This is a genomic window from Marivita sp. (genome assembly GCF_965656765.1).
Taxonomy (GTDB): Bacteria; Pseudomonadota; Alphaproteobacteria; order Rhodobacterales; family Rhodobacteraceae; genus Marivita.
In genome coordinates this window covers 58,932-75,355 of record NZ_CBFHLV010000005.1, presented here as the reverse complement: position 1 = coordinate 75,355, position 16,424 = coordinate 58,932, and the positions used below count along the sequence as shown (strand labels likewise).

Here is a 16,424-nt window from a genome sequence, read left to right as displayed (position 1 = left end):
CAAAAGGGGGAGACCCGATGACCAAGACACTCGTAGTGGGCGCGTATAGCGATACTGACCTCACACCGCTAAAGGCTGATTTCGATCCTATTTTTCTAGATGGTCCAGATGATATTGCCTCGCTGGATGATAGCGTAGGCGCGGCGATCACAGCGATGGCGTACAAGGGGCACACCCCCTTTGGTGCCGATCAGATGGACCGTTTGCCAAACCTTGGTCTGATCGCCAATTACGGCGTTGGGTATGACGCCATCGACGTCAACGCCGCCAATGCGCGTGGGATCAAAGTGACCAACACGCCCAATGTTCTCAACGATGATGTTGCTGATTTGGCGGTTGGAATGATGTTGTGCCACGGTCGCGAAATGATGCAGGCCAGTGAATGGGCGCGGTCCGGCAATTGGGCAAAGCACGGCGAATACGCGCTGAACCGCAAGGTTTCGGGAAGCACTGTGGGCATCATGGGGCTTGGTCGGATTGGACGAGAGATTGCCAACCGCTTGGCTGCTTTCAAGATGGACGTTCACTACTTTTCACGGTCAGAAAAAGACACCCCAGGATGGACCCATCACGATGATCCTGTCTCATTGGCCAGTGCGGTAGATTTCCTGATTGTGGCGTTGGTTGGGGGTCAGGAGACCGAGAAGTTCGTATCAAAAGACGTGATCGCTGCAATGGGTCCACGGGGTGTGCTCATCAACATTTCGCGCGGCACAACGGTTGATGAGGCGGCATTGCTTGACGCTTTGGAGACACGCGCAATCGCAGGTGCCGGTCTGGATGTTTTTCTGAATGAGCCAAATATCGACCCGCGTTTCTATGCGTTGGACAACGTCGTCATACAGCCCCACCAAGGGTCGGGCACCATCGAAACTCGCGCCGCAATGGGGCAATTGCAACGTGACAACATCACAGCGTTCCATGCCGGTAACGCCCTGCTTACAGCAGTAAACTGAAGGACTAACCATGCGTACAAATACTTTTAAGCGTGCGATTGCGGAAGGCCGTCAACAGATCGGCATCTGGCACATGACGCGCGACACCCAATTGACCGAGATGCTTGGCGGCTGCGGATTTGACTGGGTTCTTATCGATTGCGAACATACGCCAAACTCGGAAGCCGATGTTTTGGCCAAGCTGCAAGCGCTCAATGGTAGTCAAAGCATGCCTGCCGTGCGGCCCTCAAGCCTGAACGTGGCCGAGATCAAACGCCTGCTGGATGTTGGCGCACAAACATTCGTGGTGCCTTATATTCAAACTGTGGAAGAGGCTGAATTGGCAGCTGCCGCCGTTGACTACCCGCCAAATGGCATTCGCGGTGTATCCGGTGGATCGCGGTCAAGCATGTACGGAACGGTTCCTGACTACTTCAAGAACGCGCGCGACGAGATTTGTCTGATCATCCAGATCGAAACCGTTTCTGCGATGGAAAAGTTGGAAGACATTGCCGCTGTTCCCGGGATTGATGGCATCTTTATCGGCCCCGCAGATCTTGCTGCGTCGATGGGACATGCTGGAAATACGGGTCATCCAGATGTGGTCGAAGCAATCGTTTCAGCAATGCGCCGTATTCGCGCCGCGGGCAAACCCGCCGGGTTTCTGTCGGCCGATCAGGATATGCTGGAGAAAGTCGTCGAGGCCGGATGCGTCTTTACTGCAATCGACATCGACTTCGGGCTGCTCCGCCGTGCGGCAGTAGGGCGTCTTGAGGCCTGCAAAGGATGGAAAGTCTAGGCGCTCTTTTTCAGGTAGCGAATGGGCCGTGTGACATCACGCGGCCCGGTAACGATCAAGAAAGTGCTATCGGTTTACAACTCGACCAGATGTCCGCTTCAGCTGGCCGAGTATTGCTACAATTGGCCCGGTTCCTCGGGCATCGTGTCTTACCGGACGAGACTGGTGATGCGCGTCGCGTTCATCAAATCACGCCGCCGGTTTGTCGTCTTCGAGATAGTAGCGGATATTGTCCTCAAAACTGCCATCTGCTTCCAAGCCTAGTTTGATCGCCTTCTCCGGACGCAGATCAAAGCGCCAGCCTTTGACAATGGCCTGGATATCAGGCTGCGCATCCCATGTGATAAGCTTCGCAGGCTCTGGGCCTGCTACAGCTGTCATGGCGTCGATCAGTTCACGCACCGACCACATACGTCCCGGCATCATCATGCACCGGTTCTGGCCGAGATCGTCTTCGGGTATTTCCGCACCTTTGATAAGGTTCTCGACGCATTTGCGTGGGCTGAGGTAGTAGTGAAGGAAATCACCATCCACCGGACAATTTGCACTTTGCCCATTCAGCGGCTCGCGCAGGATTGAGGACATGAAACTGGACGCAGCGCGATTAGGTTTGCCAGGCCGAACCGAAATGGTGGGCAAGCGGAACCCACGCCCGTCAATAAAGCCTTTCCGCGAATAGTCATTGATCAGCAACTCCCCAACCGCTTTCTGAGCGCCGTAGCTTGTTTGTGGATTGAGAAATGTATGGTCGATGATCGGGTCCGGCACTTCGCCACCAAAAACCGCGATGGAGGAGGTGAAGACAACAACCGGCTTGGTCCCCAATGCCCGGGCGCGTTCGAGAACGTGCATCGTGCCCATCATATTGATCTGCCAACCTGCATCGAAATCTTCCTCTGCATGGGCCGACACGATGGCGGCCAACAGGTAAATCACGTCAGTGTCGGCTGTCACGACCTGTGCAACCGAGTCCGCATCCGCGATATTGCAGGTCGTAGTTTCAACAGGGAATGATGCAGCTACCGAGGCTGGGTCGTTGATATCTGCAAGCGTCAGTTTGCTGATTGGCTGACCGCGCAGTGTGCCATTGTCAGCAAGCTTTGCCGCCAGTTTCTGGCCTACAACACCGCCGCCGCCGATGATGAGAATGTTCATGTCTCTTCTCCCTGTTCAAAAATTTCCGGCACCAAAGCGCCCGGGGCCTGTATCACATGTGCCGACAGGTCCATTGCACGTTTTACGGCGTCCTGCAGGGCCAGTCCCATGGCTAAGGCCGACATAAGTCCGGCCGCGAAACTGTCGCCAGCAGCAGTACTATCCACGACGGTTTCGACCGTATCGGGCCGCAGTTCAAAAGTACCATCATTCTCCGAATAACCGACCAACGGGGCCGCCCCGTTCTTAACGACAACCGTACCCGCCCCAGCGTCGCGATAGCGCGCAATGGTGTCCTTTGGAGTTGCATCGTCAAACAGTGCGCCGTCTTCGTCAAAGCTGGGCAACACCACATCGGCAACCGAAGCGCCCATGGTCAGACCATCGCACATTGTGTCGGTGTCTTCCCAAAGTCGGGGTCTAAGGTTGGTGTCGAACGATACCAACGCGCCAGCCGCCCGCGCTGTCTGAATCGCATCGCAAAGCCGCTTTCGGTGTTCGGGGGATAGGATAGCAAGCGTGATGCCCGAAAAATGCAAAACTCCAGCCTTTGCCAGATGCTGTGCCAAAAAATCAGAATCGTCGGCCAACGAACGAGCGGCAGAATTGCTGCGCCAATACGAAAAGCTGCGCTCACCAGCATCTGTCGAGATCATGTAAAGACCGACAGTTCTATCCGGTACAACGCGCAAGGCGCCAATTTCGATATCCACACCAGCCATGAAATCGCGCATCTCTTGCGAAACCGCATCTTCGCCTATGGCTGACAGATAACCAACCGTCCAATCCTTCGGCAGCAAGCGGCGTGCGTACCAAGCTGTGTTGAACGTGTCGCCCGCAAAGCCGCGCCGATACGTCTCTGGACCGATCTGGGCCAGTTCGACCATACATTCGCCAACAGAGAGGAAATGCTGCTTCACACGGTCACCGGATGCTCTTTCGGGCAGCGCGTTTCACCGCTCAAGTAAGGGGTTTGAACTTTATCGAGGGTCAATTTGAACATTACAGGCGTCACAGCAATGAACGTTCAGCCAGGTTGCGCATGAGCGCACTCGTTCCAAACGTCCACGCAGGGCAGTCAGGTGACAGGCGCACCGTATTGGTCAGTGTGCCCAGCGCTGGTTCGGATATGCTCACAACGTCTTCGACATGGTGTGTAAATCCTTGCCCCGGTGCGTCACGATCCTGAACCGGCGCGAACATGGTCCCACAGAACAACATGAACCCATCTGGGTATTGATGATGCGCACCGATAGTTTGCGCCACCAGATCAGCAGGATCGCGGCTGATCTCAGCCATTGAAGATGCGCCAGTCAGCTCAAATCCATCAGTGCCGCTAACGGTCATTTTCAAATGGGCGCCACGCACATCATCAAGTGTGAATCCTTCGTCAAAAAGCCGGATCACTGGACCGATGGAACAGGACGCATTGTTGTCCTTGGCCTTACCAAGCAACAAGGCTGATCGCCCCTCAACGTCGCGCAGGTTTACATCATTGCCAAGCGTGGCCCCTACGATGCGGCCAGTCGGGCTGACCGCAAGAACGATTTCAGGCTCTGGGTTGTTCCAAGTTGAGACTGGATGAAGGCCCACAGCTGCGCCCCATCCAACCGACGACATGGGCTGCGATTTGGTGAACACCTCGGCGTCGGGACCGATACCCACCTCAAGGTATTGCGACCACAATCCTTCGGCCAATAATACGCGCTTGACCTCAACCGCCTCGGGAGAGCCAGGAACAAGCCCAGCAAGGCTATCGCCAATGATGCCGCCGACCTTGGCGCGGATCGCCTCCGCGCGGTCGGGATCGCCAGCGGCTTGTTCCTCGATCACCCGTTCGACCATCGACGCTGCAAAGGTCACGCCGCAAGCTTTGATCGCCTGCAAATCGCACGGCGCAAGCCAGCGCAGATCATCCGCGCCTGCATTGGGTGTCGAGTTCTGCATGAGGACAGACACCGAGCAGATATCCTCGCCAGAGGCCTTCCTCGTCGCGGCAACGGGATCACTGGCCGAGAGCAACTCCGACATCGTCGGATGCGTCTGCGATGTGATGTCGATCACCCGATCCTCATCAATGCGCCCCAAAGACGGGCCAAGACCCGGACGCCAGACGCGTCCAACAAGGGTCGCGTCAGACGCAGACGTGAGTTCCGGTAGCATGTTGCGCCTCCTTAGTTTCCAACAGGCAGCATCTTGCCCGGATTAAGAATATTGTTCGGATCAAACCCAGCCTTGATGGACCGCATATACGCCAATGCGGGACCGTGTTCTGTGGTCATAAATTTCTGCTTGCCCAAACCGATGCCATGTTCGCCACTGACGGTTCCTCCAAGACGCAAGGCGGTTTCAGCCAGCGCAGTAGTAAACTCCTCAGCGCGGGCCATTTCGTCGGGGTCATTCGGATCAACGCTAAGCCCCGCATGGAAATTGCCATCGCCAACATGGCCGACAATGGTGCTGGTCAGGCCAAGCCGCCCGGCATCGCGTTGAGCTTGAAGAACTGCCTCGGACAGTCGCGAGATCGGCACGCAGACATCGGTTGGCCAGATGTGACCTGACACGCCAAGCGCGGCGCTGGCATAGTGCGATTTGTGGCGCATCGCCCAAAGCGCGTTGCGCGCCTCTGTCGTGTCGGCGGTATCCCAGCCCTTTGCACCAAAGTCGGCGGCAATCTCTTCAAACGTGGCGGATTGCTCTTCGACGCCTGCTTGCGTCCCATGGAACTCAAGAAACAGATGCGGCTCTTCTGGAAGTCCGGCACCGGAATAAACGTTGAAACCACGCACCATCATTTCATCCACCAATTCGATCCGAGCCATAGGCAGACCGGATTGGATTGTCAGGATCACGCAGTTCACTGCATCTTCAACGGAGGGAAAGCGGCAGGTGGCCGATTTGATCGCCTCCGGGATGCCCTGCAAACGCAGCGTAAGCTCGGTGATGATACCCAGCGTGCCTTCAGATCCCACAAGAAGATGCGTCAAGTCATACCCTGTGGATGACTTCCGCGCCTCGCTTCCTGATCGGATGATCGTGCCATCGGCCATCACCGCCTCAAGTGCCAACACGTTTTCCCGCATCGTCCCGTAGCGCACGGCAGTGGTGCCACTTGCTCGGGTTGCGGCCATACCACCGATGCTGGCATCCGCACCGGGATCGACTGGGAAGAACAAACCCGTTGTACGCAGTTCTTCGTTCAGACGAATCCGGGTGATGCCGGGTTGCACGACAACGTTCAGATCCTCGGCGTTCACCCGAAGCACCGCGTTCATCCGCATCATGTCGAGGCATATCCCTCCCGACGTACATAGGTGCTGCCCTTCTAGCGAAGACGCAGCGCCATAGGGGACAACGGGACAGCCTTCAGCATTGCAGATCTTGAGGATCGCCGACACTTCCTCAGTGGTTTCAGGAAAGGCCACAGCATCGGGCGGGGTTACAGGATAATATGTTTCGTTCTGCCCATGCTGATCCCGCACCGCCTCACTCGTCACCAGACGGTCCCCCAGCAAACTGGCAATCCGGTCAATGGCTGTGGAAATCGTCATGGTGTACTCCGCGATGCCGACCAAAGCGCAAGAGCAACAACTCCAAGCATGGAGAGGGCCATCAGGATGTTGATCGCCCTTTGAGTACGCGACGGCAGATTGAGTTTATGCAAGGAGACCCCGGCCCAAAGCCACGCCAGATGCAAAGGAATCCAGATCGTGTTCATGATAAGCGCCTTGGTAATCATCTCGAACAGGAAATTGTCGGGCGCATAGTTGAAACCAAGGATGAGCGAGCTGTTGACGGCATAGGCCTTGGGATTGATCGCCTGGAGCATGACACCACCCAGTACGCCCGGCGCCGTCTTGGCCTCCATGAAGGAAATCTGCGCACCCGCAAAAGCAATCCGCGCCGCGAGATACAGCAGATAGATCACTGATCCGATCATCAGAACCGAACGCAACCATGGCACCGACAAGATGATCGCGGCGAGACCGGTCATCACCGAGAGCATCACAAGATTCGTGCCAATGAACAGCCCCAGCACATAGCGAAGAGACGGGCGAAACCCGTAGGCCGCGCCGAACCCAGCCGTTGTCATCACACCCGGTCCTGGCGTGATGATGAGAAAGAGTACCGCAGCGGCGAATGTGAGCATCAGGTGAACTCCAACTGCACTTTCATGGCCTTGCTGCGGTCAGAGGCGATGACAAAAGCAGTCTCGAATTCAGTCAGCGGATAGCTATGAGTGATCAGCGGTGTCACGTCGATGAGACCCTTGCGCATGAGATCAACCGCAATGGCGAATTCCTCATGAAACCGGAAAGAGCCGCGCAGGGTCAGTTCTTTGGCGGTCACCTGCATCATCGGCAGGGTCATATCACCAGACAGGCCAAGTTGCACGAGCACCCCGCGCGGACGCAGCGCCGCAATTCCTGCTGCCAATGCGGGTTCGGCACCAGAACACTCAAAATGAATATCCATGCTGCCTTTGGCCTGTTGATAAGGTGCCAAGCCATCGGGCGAATGGCGCGTATTCATCACTACATCGGCACCAGCCGCCTTGGCAAAGTCCAACACTGTGTCCGCGATATCGGTTGCAATGATCTCGGCCGCACCGGCACGCCTTGCAGCAAGGATCGTAAGCACGCCGATCGGCCCACAACCCGTCACCAGAACGCGGCGGCCTAGAATCTCTCCCGCGTTGCGAACGGCGTGCAGACATACCGCCAAAGGTTCTGCCATCGCCGCTTGCGACGCGTTTAGACCATTGGCCTTTACGCATTGCGTGGCATCGGCCACCAGAGTTTCGCGGAACGCGCCCTGAATGTGCGGGAACGGCATGGCTGATCCATAAAAGCGCATGTTCAGGCATTGGTTCGGCACCCCACGCAAGCATTCATCGCAGTCACCGCAAGGCCGCGATGGCGACACCGCCACCAGATCACCCACAGCTAAGCCTGTCACGCCATCGCCCAGCGCGCTGACCTCACCGGCCACCTCATGACCGAGAACCATTGGCTCGCGGAGGCGGACTGAACCGAAGCCACCGTGATTATAGTAATGCAAATCAGACCCGCAGATCCCACCACGCTTCACGCGAATGGCGACCTGCCCTGGTTCGGGCTCGGCGTCTTCGCAGGGTTCCAGACGCAGATCATGCGCTGCATGGGCATATAGCGCTTTCATGGCAAGCCTCCTCCCCTCCTCAGGGGTAGCGCTTGCATTGCCCCCAAGATGGTATACCATTTTAATCAAGCCGGGTTTGCCCTGCAATGTCAATGCCGCGAAAAACAGACGGCACACGGGAGGAATTATGCAACTGTTCGATCTGAGCGGGCGCACCGCATTGATCACCGGGTCATCCATGGGGATCGGTTTCGCGCTCGCCCGTGGCCTTGCGCAAGCAGGCGCACATCTGGTGCTGAACGCGCGCAACGTTGACCGTCTTGAAGAGGCCGCCGAGACGCTGCGCGCCGAAGGGGCGCAGGTCGCCACATTGACCTTTGACGTCACCGACCCTGAAGAGACTCGCACGGCAGTGGACACGTACGAGGCCAAACACAGGGCGATCGACATTCTGATCAACAATGCCGGGATGCAGCATCGCACCCCGCTTGAAGACTTCCCAGTTGAGGCGTTTGAAAAGTTGATGCGCACCAACGTCAGTTCTGTTTTTTATGTCGGTCAGGCCGTGGCACGACACATGATTAAACGAAAAGCGGGCAAGATCATCAATATCGCAAGCGTGCAGACCGCATTGGCCCGTCCCGGCATCGCGCCTTACACGACGACCAAGGGTGCGGTGGCCAACCTGACCAAGGGGATGGCGACCGACTGGGCCAAATACGGGCTGAACTGCAACGCCATCGCACCAGGCTATTTCGACACACCGTTGAACGCGGCGCTTGTTGCGGACCCAGAATTCAGCGCGTGGCTTGAAAAGCGCACGCCTGCAGGCCGCTGGGGCAAGGTCGAAGAACTGGTGGGCGCTTGCGTCTTCCTGTCATCGGACGCGGCAAGTTTTGTAAACGGACACACTCTATTCGTTGATGGTGGCATCACCGCAAGCCTTTGAGGGAGACGAGAACATGAGCGACAAACCGACAGTTGGTTTCATAGGCGTTGGACTAATGGGGCATGGGATGGCCAAAAACATCCTGCAGGGGGGCTATCCGCTTGTCATCAAGGGCAATCGCAACCGCACACCAGTCGACAGTCTCGTCGGTATGGGCGCGAGTGAGGTGGGGACAGCACGCGAGATGGCCGCGCGATGCGACATCATCCACCTATGCCTGTCCAATTCTCCCCAAGTCGAAGCCATCATGCGTGGCCCGGATGGCATCTTGGCCGGCGCACGTGCAGGCTTAATCGTGGTCGACACAACAACCGCCGATCCAACCTCGACAATGACACTGGCAGAAGAAATGTCGGCACAGGGTGTTCACATGGTGGATGCACCGTTAGGCCGAACGCCCAAAGAGGCCGAGGAAGGCATGCTTGACGCGATGGTCGGCGCGTCCGAAGAAGCGTTCGCCAAAGTCAAACCAGTGATCGAATGCTGGACCGGATCAATCAATCACATCGGCCCCGTCGGGTCCGGCCACAAGATGAAGCTGATCATGAATTTCATGTCGATGTCCTATGCGTCGGTCTATTCCGAGGCGCTTAGCATCGCGGTAAAATCCGGGCTTACGCCGCAATCGGTGCGCGACGTGATGGGCCCGTCACGCATGGGTTGCGGGTTCTTCGATACCTTCTTTTCTGCGGCTGTCGGCGGTGATCCCAACGCGCATAAGTTTGCCATCGCCAATGCTGCCAAAGATGTGCGGTACGTTGCAAACATGGCAATGGCCGCCGGTGTCATGAACCCGATGGGCGCAGCGGTGCGCAACTATTTCGATCAGGCCGAAGCAGCGGGCAAAGGGCAGGATTTTGTCCCGACCATTGCCAATCACATCGCAGAACTGAACGGCTGTGACCTTCCTGCGGCCGTCAAGAAGGGTAATGCAGGGTAAGGAAGGAGATGGCAGATGCTTACCGAAGAACAAAAGGCGTTTTATAACGACAACGGCTATCTTCTGGTAAAGAATGCCGTCACCCCAGATCAGCTCCAGCGGTTGCGCGAAATCACCTACGGGCTGATTGCTGGGTCGCGCAGTGTGACCGAAAGCAACGAAGTGTATGACCTCGACAAAGGCCATACCGCGGACACCCCACGTCTGACGCGGGTAAAACTGCCGCACAAGCGCAATCCCTATTTCTGGGAACTGATCCGCAACTCGAAATTGACCGAGGTACTGACCGACCTGCTGGGACTTCACACAAACCTACTGACGTCGAAACTCAATGCAAAGGCACCGGGCGGCGGGCGTGCTGTAGAATGGCATCAAGACTGGGCGTTCTATCCTGCGACCAATGACAGCCTTCTGGCTTTTGGCCTCATGCTCGAAGATGTCGACGAAGCGAACGGGCCATTGATGGTCATTCCAGGCACCCACAAAGGCCCTGTGCTCAGCCATCAGGCAAACGGCTACTTTGCCGGCGCGATTGATCCGGACGATCTGTTGTTCGAGAAGGATAAAGCAGTGGCGCTGACAGGTAAGGCTGGAGACATGACAGTGCATCACGTGCGTGTCCTGCACGGGTCTGCCCCAAACATGAGCGACCGCAATCGCCTGATCCTATTTTACGAATGCAGTGCGTCTGATGCGTGGCCAATCCTTGGCGCATCCAGCTATATCCATTCGTTGGGGCAACGCGCCTATTGGGACGACTTGCAAGACAGGCAGATCACTGGCGAACCACAGCTTTCCCCTCGCATGGCTGATGTCCCAGTCAGGATGCCCTTGCCCCCCGCGCCCGACACCGGATCGATCTTCAAAACGCAGGAAAGTGCTGGCGCAAAAAGCGCATTTTCGTCCTAAAGACGCCTTTGGTGCGGGTTCTACGAACCAGTCAGACCTTCGACATTCGCGGGCGGGGTCCTCCGTGTGACAAGCGACGGATGCCGTTTCTCGTAGAACGCATTTCCGCCTGTCGAGACAACGTAGTGGATGTTGTTAAAATCTGCGACGTAAGTGCGAGCATGAAAGAACCGTGCTTTGGCTGTGCGCGGGTGGCGTTCGCCCTTAAGCACTGCACTCGCGGTATCACGCGCTAAGACCTCTGCATCACCGGACATTTCACGGGTCATTACACCCGGCGCGAATTGTCGTTTCTGCCCCACAACCTCGCAAACTGTGTTCGGAAAATCTTCCGAGGCAACGCGGTTCATTACGATACTGCCAACCGCGACCATACCGTCACGGCTGGAACGGTTAGATTCAAAATACATCGCACGCGCCATGCACTCTATGTCGTTCCAGTCTGGCTGATCAGAGGCTTGAGGGACAGCACAACCAGACACAGCGGTGATCACGGAAAGGGTGCTTACAACGACAAAACGCATCCTGAAACGGGTCATAGGAACAATGGCCTTTTAGGGTTTACACATCGTCCATACTCCAGCCTTGACCAAGCCTGAATACACTTTGTCAATCCAGGCTATGGACACGGCAAGATGTCGCCTTGGCTCTTGAATACAAACTTGCTCGGTCAATCGATCAACTTGGCACTTCCTTCATCGAGCATCGCCTGCACAGCGGGCATGTCGCAAAATCCGCCCTGCACCTTTTCATCAAGTGTATCTTCCAGCTCCTTGATCGCTACCAGCTGGGAAATGACTAGGTCAATCTGGGCAAATGGAACCACGACAACTCCATCACGATCGGCGACAATCATATCCCCGGTTTCGATATTCCGGCCACCCACAACAGCCCCAAATCCCACTTTTCCCGGTCCGTTTGAATACGGTGAGTTTGGGCTGAGCCCAGCGCACCATGCCGGCAGACCTGCAGCGACGATGCCGGGGTAATCTCGCATCTGACCGTCAGTGACAAAGGCCGCAACACCTTTGTTCTTCATCATGCCACAGAACCTGTCCCCGGCAGCCGAACAGTTCTTGTGACCATGCACAGCTGCGACCACAATGTCGCCAGCCTGCGCAATATGCAGCGCGCCCATCGTCGCCAATATCTCGGCCGGACCGTTGTCGGCAACCAATGCTGGACCGTAAGCATGGGTTGGAAGATCACGCCCGCCACCGATATGTTGGATCGTACCGCACAAGGCACCTTGCCCCTCCATTGCATCGCAAAGAAAACCTGTGGGGATATCGCGAAATGCCGCAATCTGTTCCGCACTTGGGCGGCGGATGGATTTACGAATTTGTAGTTTTGTGGGTTCTTCGATCATCTTGTGTCCTTTGGTCAAAGTCTCGGTCAAACAAAGCGCTTACTTACGAAAAGAGAAACTGCATCAGGTAAAGCGTGCCCATCCCGGCAACGATTGCCCAAATCACGCCAAAGCGCAGACCAGCCAGAAACGCGGCCAGTGCGGCGATCAGCCGGATTGGGTCGGGCGCACCACCAGTCGCCTCGGGCCAGACCACCAGCGGCATAAAGAGGGCAGGAAATACGGCAACTCCGACGTAGCGCAGGTAAAGCAAGACGCGGTCAGGCAATGTGCGACCACCGAGCAGGCCAAGAAACGAAAACCGGATCAGGAACGTCCCGATGCCAAGCAATATGGTCAGCGTCCAGAACGTCGCAGTGTCAATCATGGTTCCAACCTTTTGGCGCGGGCCGCGAGGAAGAGTTCCGCCTGTCCACCGGCGAACACACCTAACAGTGCGGCGATGATCAGACCCAGCGACCAAGGGACCCACGCAAACACCAACGCGGCCATGCCAGCCACCAAAGCGGCAAAGATATGCGGGCCAGAGCGCAAGAGCGGCGCGGTCAAGGCGATGAAACAGACAGGCACAGCAAAATCGAGGCTAAAGGACGCTGGAATACCTTGCCCTACCAGCGCGCCAAGTAGAGTGAAGCCGTACCAGAACGGGCAGATCAGAGCCATGCAGCCAAAGTAGTAAGCGACCTTGATTGGTGGCGTCATATCGGGCCGGTCTTCATATGTTCGGACAGCGACAGCAAAAGCCTGATCAACCATCAGATAAGCCATCAAAGCGCGTACGCTGAACTTTGCATGGCCGATATGCGGAACCAATGCGGCTGAGTACATTGCCATGCGCAAGTTCACCGCGAGCGACGCCAGCAATGCGATAAAGACCGGCGCTTGGTCTTGGAGCAAAGCAACCGCCGTGAACTGGGACGCGCCTGCAATCACCAGAACCGACATCGACATGGTTTGCAGAACGTCCAGCCCGGCATCGCGCGCAACGACGCCAAACAGCATTGAATAGGGCACGACAATCAGCGTGAAGGGCGCACAATCAAGGTAACCTCGCCAAAACGCCTTTCTCGGTGTCATCTGAGGTCCTGCGACCGGAGGTATAACCGCGCAAAGGTAAGCCCTGCCGCGTTTGCCTTGCAGCGTGCGTTCTGACGCAAGATCGCTGGTTCATTGTCCCGGCCCACGGCAAGTGACAACTCTTCCATCCGACTGCACTGAAGCAACGCCGACAAAAGATCGTACTTAGCCTCGATTCCGGCAATCGCTGCAATCTCGTCTGTTGCGACTTTTGAAATATGTGCCATCAAGCTGGAAATACCACCATTCCAGTCTTTCTCGGCGTCAACAAAACATAAAGTCGCGACGGCCGGGGCTTCGTTATCAACGGCCAGACACTCGGACTGTGCATCGTCAATGCAGGTCGCGGGTGATTGCCCGGTGGACATGCGTTCAGACAGGCAGGTTTTGACCTGGTCAACGCTGACTTCGGACATAGCTGGCTGAACGACAAGCATCAAAAAACCAAATGCAACCGACAGGCACGGAAAGCAGGTCGTCATGGCGGGGGTCCTGATATTTGGGTCATGTTAGCACTTGCATTTGGTATACCATTTAAGGAAGCTGTGCCAAGACCCTCCTTGGGTCCATTGGAGGAGACATATGTCCGATACGCGCGCCAACAAACGATTCCGTTCGCAGGAATGGTTCGACAATCCGAACAATCCTGGCATGACAGCACTTTATATTGAGCGGTATCAGAACCAAGAATACACACGCGACGAACTTCAGGGTGGGCGCCCGATCATTGGCATTGCGCAAACCGGAAGCGACATCGCCCCCTGCAACAAGATTCACGTATTTCTGATGGACCGCATCAAAGCAGGTATCCGCGAAGCGGGCGGTATTCCGATGGAATTCCCAGTGCATCCCATTCAGGAAACCGGGAAGCGGCCAACCGCCGCGCTTGACCGTAATCTGGCGTATCTGTCGCTGGTCGAAGTGCTGCATGGCTATCCAATTGATGGCGTCGTTCTGACCACTGGATGTGACAAAACAACCCCCGCCATGCTGATGGGGGCCGCCACCGTCGACTTACCCGCGCTTGCGCTGAACGGCGGTCCAATGCTGGATGGCTGGTGGCAAGGCAAACGCGCCGGATCAGGCACCATCGTCTGGGAAAGCCGCCGCCTGCTGGCCGAAGGTAAGATCGATTATGACGAATTCATGAGCCGGGTCTGTTCATCAGCCCCGTCGCTGGGTCACTGCAACACGATGGGCACCGCCAGCACGATGAACGCGATGGCGGAAGCTTTGGGAATGACCCTGACAGGCAACGCAGCGATCCCGGCGCCTTTCCGCGAACGCATGGCAATGGCCTATGAGACGGGACGGCGCGTTGTGCAGATGGTGCTCGACGATCTGAAACCATCTGACATCATGACCCGCGCAGCTTTCGAGAACGCCATCGTTGTGAACGCGGCGATCGGCGGATCGACCAACGCCCCGCCGCACCTGCAAGCTGTGGCGCGTCACATCGGAGTTGATCTGGATGTAAAGGATTGGGAAAGCATCGGCTTTGACGTGCCTTTGATGGTCAACATGCAGCCAGCTGGCGAATACCTTGGTGAATCTTTCTTCCGCGCGGGGGGTGTCCCCGCTGTGATGGGCGAATTGATGACGGCGGGCCGACTGCATGGCGACGCAATGACCGCCAGCGGTATGTCCATGTCAGCCAATCTGGCCGGGTGCCAAAGCCTCGACCATGATGTGATTAAAACCTATGACGCGCCAATGCGAACCAACGCGGGCTTTAAGGTCTTGTCCGGTAATCTGTTCGACTCGGCCCTCATGAAAACCAGTGTAATTTCTCCGGAGTTTCGCGAACGTTTCCTGTCCGAGCCCGGTAATGAAGGGGTCTTTGAGGCACGCGCCGTCGTCTTTGAAGGGCCAGAGGATTACCACGACCGGATCAACGATGCCGCACTTGAAATCGACGAGAGGACAATTCTCTTTATCCGCGGCGTTGGCTGTGTCGGCTATCCCGGCAGCGCCGAGGTTGTGAACATGCAACCGCCCGACGCGTTAATCCGGGCCGGCATCAATCATCTGCCCACCGTCGGTGACGGACGGCAGTCCGGAACATCCGAAAGCCCGTCAATCCTTAATGCATCGCCGGAATCTGTGGTTGGCGGCGGCCTTGCCTACCTAAAAACAGGTGACATGGTTCGGCTGGATTTGAACGCCAGCAGGATGGACGCATTGGTACCAGAGGACGAATGGAAGGCGCGAATTGATGCTTGGAAAGCACCCGATCTTGTTCACCAAACACCGTGGCAGGAAATTTACCGCACGCATGTTGGCCAATTGTCTGACGGGGGGTGCCTTGAGCTTGCAACCGCTTATCAAAAAGTTGGGCGCGATTTGCCACGCGACAATCACTGAAGAACACTGGGTGGAGGCTCCACCCCTAGCAAGACTTTCCGGGGGAGAGAATCCATGAGTAAGTCCATCATCATCACCGGCGCAGGTCGGGGCATTGGCAAGGCGACGGCAGACGTGTTTCTTGACGCAGGCTGGACCGTTGGCTTTGTTGGCCGCAACCTTGCCGCGTTGGAGGAGGCCGCCGCTGGTCGCGCAAACGCACTCCCGTTGCCGTGCGATGTCACTGATGAGGTTCAAGTCGCTGAGGCCTTTGGCAAAGCACAAAAGGCATGGGGACGCGTCGACGCAATTTTCAACAACGCCGGCGTGTCCCTTAAATCAGCGCCGATCAACGAGATTGACGTTGCCGATTGGCGGAACGTTATCGACATCAACCTGACCGGCAGTTTCATTTGCGCAAAGATTGCCTTTGGACTGATGCGCGCGCAGGATCCGCAAGGCGGACGGATCATCAACAACGGGTCTGTGTCCGCGTATGTCCCGCGTTGGGGATCTGTCGCTTACACAGCGTCAAAACACGCGATTACCGGATTGACACGCACGATCAGTCTGGATGGACGCCCGTTTTCTATCGCCTGCGGACAGATCGATATTGGCAACGCTCTGACCGACATGGCTGCAAAGATGACCGCAGGCGTGCCGCAGGCTGATGGTGAGATCAAGGTAGAGCCGGTGATGGATGTCTCAAACGTTGCCAATTCCGTGCTGCACATGGCGAGCCTGCCGCTGGACGCGAACGTGCAGTTCATGACCGTGATGGCGACCAACATGCCGTATATCGGACGAGGCTAAACAAACGTTCCACC

Annotated in this window: 18 protein-coding genes; 7 read left to right on the top strand and 11 right to left on the bottom strand. The window is 56.6% G+C overall.

The genetic code is table 11. The features are described 5' to 3' along the window. The first annotated feature begins 17 nt into the window (after window positions 1-17). A complete protein-coding gene (locus tag ACTG4M_RS03035) occupies window positions 18-956 on the top strand; it encodes a 2-hydroxyacid dehydrogenase (RefSeq protein WP_439122160.1) in 939 nt (312 codons plus the stop codon). A 10-nt stretch (window positions 957-966) separates the two neighbouring features. Beyond that, window positions 967-1,734, top strand: coding sequence for an HpcH/HpaI aldolase family protein (locus ACTG4M_RS03030; RefSeq protein ID WP_439122159.1), 768 nt, complete (start codon window positions 967-969; stop codon window positions 1,732-1,734). A 189-nt stretch (window positions 1,735-1,923) separates the two neighbouring features. On the opposite strand, the gene denD is transcribed toward ACTG4M_RS03030, so the two are convergent. From denD to ACTG4M_RS03000, 6 genes are all read right to left on the bottom strand, one after another. Then, on the bottom strand, window positions 1,924-2,889 hold the full coding sequence (gene denD / locus ACTG4M_RS03025; protein ID WP_439122158.1) for a D-erythronate dehydrogenase: 966 nt from the start codon (window positions 2,887-2,889) through the stop codon (window positions 1,924-1,926). Continuing rightward, window positions 2,886-3,809, bottom strand: a complete 924-nt coding sequence (locus ACTG4M_RS03020; RefSeq protein ID WP_439122157.1) for a sugar kinase — start codon at window positions 3,807-3,809, stop codon at window positions 2,886-2,888. The genes denD and ACTG4M_RS03020 overlap by 4 nt, the downstream gene beginning before the upstream one ends. Before the next feature lie 91 nt (window positions 3,810-3,900). Continuing rightward, entirely contained in the window at window positions 3,901-5,052 is a 1,152-nt protein-coding gene (locus ACTG4M_RS03015) for a fumarylacetoacetate hydrolase family protein (RefSeq protein WP_439122156.1), read from the bottom strand. An 11-nt stretch (window positions 5,053-5,063) separates the two neighbouring features. After that, window positions 5,064-6,440: an FAD-binding oxidoreductase gene (locus ACTG4M_RS03010; protein WP_439122155.1), complete on the bottom strand. Its 1,377-nt coding sequence runs from the start codon at window positions 6,438-6,440 to the stop codon at window positions 5,064-5,066. Then, window positions 6,437-7,039, bottom strand: coding sequence for a LysE family translocator (locus ACTG4M_RS03005; RefSeq protein WP_439122154.1), 603 nt, complete (start codon window positions 7,037-7,039; stop codon window positions 6,437-6,439). The genes ACTG4M_RS03010 and ACTG4M_RS03005 overlap by 4 nt, the downstream gene beginning before the upstream one ends. Beyond that, the gene (locus tag ACTG4M_RS03000) at window positions 7,039-8,070 is read right to left on the bottom strand and encodes an L-idonate 5-dehydrogenase (RefSeq protein WP_439122153.1); all 1,032 of its coding nucleotides are present in this window, start codon (window positions 8,068-8,070) and stop codon (window positions 7,039-7,041) included. Before ACTG4M_RS03000 ends, ACTG4M_RS03005 begins: the two co-directional genes overlap by 1 nt. Window positions 8,071-8,197: 127 nt before the next feature. Here ACTG4M_RS03000 and ACTG4M_RS02995 point away from each other — a divergent pair, with 127 nt between their 5' ends. The 3 genes from ACTG4M_RS02995 to ACTG4M_RS02985 are packed head-to-tail and all read left to right on the top strand — an operon-like array spanning window position 8,198 to window position 10,808. Then, a complete protein-coding gene (locus tag ACTG4M_RS02995; RefSeq protein ID WP_439122152.1) occupies window positions 8,198-8,959 on the top strand; it encodes an SDR family oxidoreductase in 762 nt (253 codons plus the stop codon). Between the two features lie 13 nt (window positions 8,960-8,972). After that, on the top strand, window positions 8,973-9,899 hold the full coding sequence (locus ACTG4M_RS02990; RefSeq protein WP_439122151.1) for an NAD(P)-dependent oxidoreductase: 927 nt from the start codon (window positions 8,973-8,975) through the stop codon (window positions 9,897-9,899). A 15-nt stretch (window positions 9,900-9,914) separates the two neighbouring features. Beyond that, a complete protein-coding gene (locus tag ACTG4M_RS02985; protein WP_439122150.1) occupies window positions 9,915-10,808 on the top strand; it encodes a phytanoyl-CoA dioxygenase family protein in 894 nt (297 codons plus the stop codon). Between the two features lie 20 nt (window positions 10,809-10,828). On the opposite strand, the gene ACTG4M_RS02980 is transcribed toward ACTG4M_RS02985, so the two are convergent. The 5 genes from ACTG4M_RS02980 to ACTG4M_RS02960 form a co-directional block, all read right to left on the bottom strand. Next, window positions 10,829-11,218: a cell wall hydrolase gene (locus tag ACTG4M_RS02980; protein ID WP_439122149.1), complete on the bottom strand. Its 390-nt coding sequence runs from the start codon at window positions 11,216-11,218 to the stop codon at window positions 10,829-10,831. A 260-nt stretch (window positions 11,219-11,478) separates the two neighbouring features. After that, window positions 11,479-12,177, bottom strand: a complete 699-nt coding sequence (locus tag ACTG4M_RS02975) for an RraA family protein (protein ID WP_439122148.1) — start codon at window positions 12,175-12,177, stop codon at window positions 11,479-11,481. 43 nt (window positions 12,178-12,220) lie between these two features. Further along, window positions 12,221-12,544 carry an AzlD domain-containing protein gene (locus tag ACTG4M_RS02970; protein WP_439122147.1) on the bottom strand — a complete coding sequence of 108 codons (324 nt, stop codon included), beginning with the start codon at window positions 12,542-12,544 and terminating at the stop codon, window positions 12,221-12,223. Next, window positions 12,541-13,254, bottom strand: coding sequence for an AzlC family ABC transporter permease (locus ACTG4M_RS02965; protein ID WP_439122146.1), 714 nt, complete (start codon window positions 13,252-13,254; stop codon window positions 12,541-12,543). The genes ACTG4M_RS02970 and ACTG4M_RS02965 overlap by 4 nt, the downstream gene beginning before the upstream one ends. Next, complete coding sequence (locus ACTG4M_RS02960) at window positions 13,251-13,736, bottom strand: hypothetical protein (protein ID WP_439122145.1); 486 nt, start codon at window positions 13,734-13,736, stop codon at window positions 13,251-13,253. The genes ACTG4M_RS02965 and ACTG4M_RS02960 overlap by 4 nt, the downstream gene beginning before the upstream one ends. Before the next feature lie 100 nt (window positions 13,737-13,836). Here ACTG4M_RS02960 and ACTG4M_RS02955 point away from each other — a divergent pair, with 100 nt between their 5' ends. Together ACTG4M_RS02955 and ACTG4M_RS02950 are read left to right on the top strand one after the other, a co-directional pair. Further along, window positions 13,837-15,618: an IlvD/Edd family dehydratase gene (locus ACTG4M_RS02955; protein ID WP_439122144.1), complete on the top strand. Its 1,782-nt coding sequence runs from the start codon at window positions 13,837-13,839 to the stop codon at window positions 15,616-15,618. Between the two features lie 54 nt (window positions 15,619-15,672). Further along, complete coding sequence (locus tag ACTG4M_RS02950; protein WP_439122143.1) at window positions 15,673-16,410, top strand: SDR family oxidoreductase; 738 nt, start codon at window positions 15,673-15,675, stop codon at window positions 16,408-16,410. Window positions 16,411-16,424: the final 14 nt, after the last annotated feature.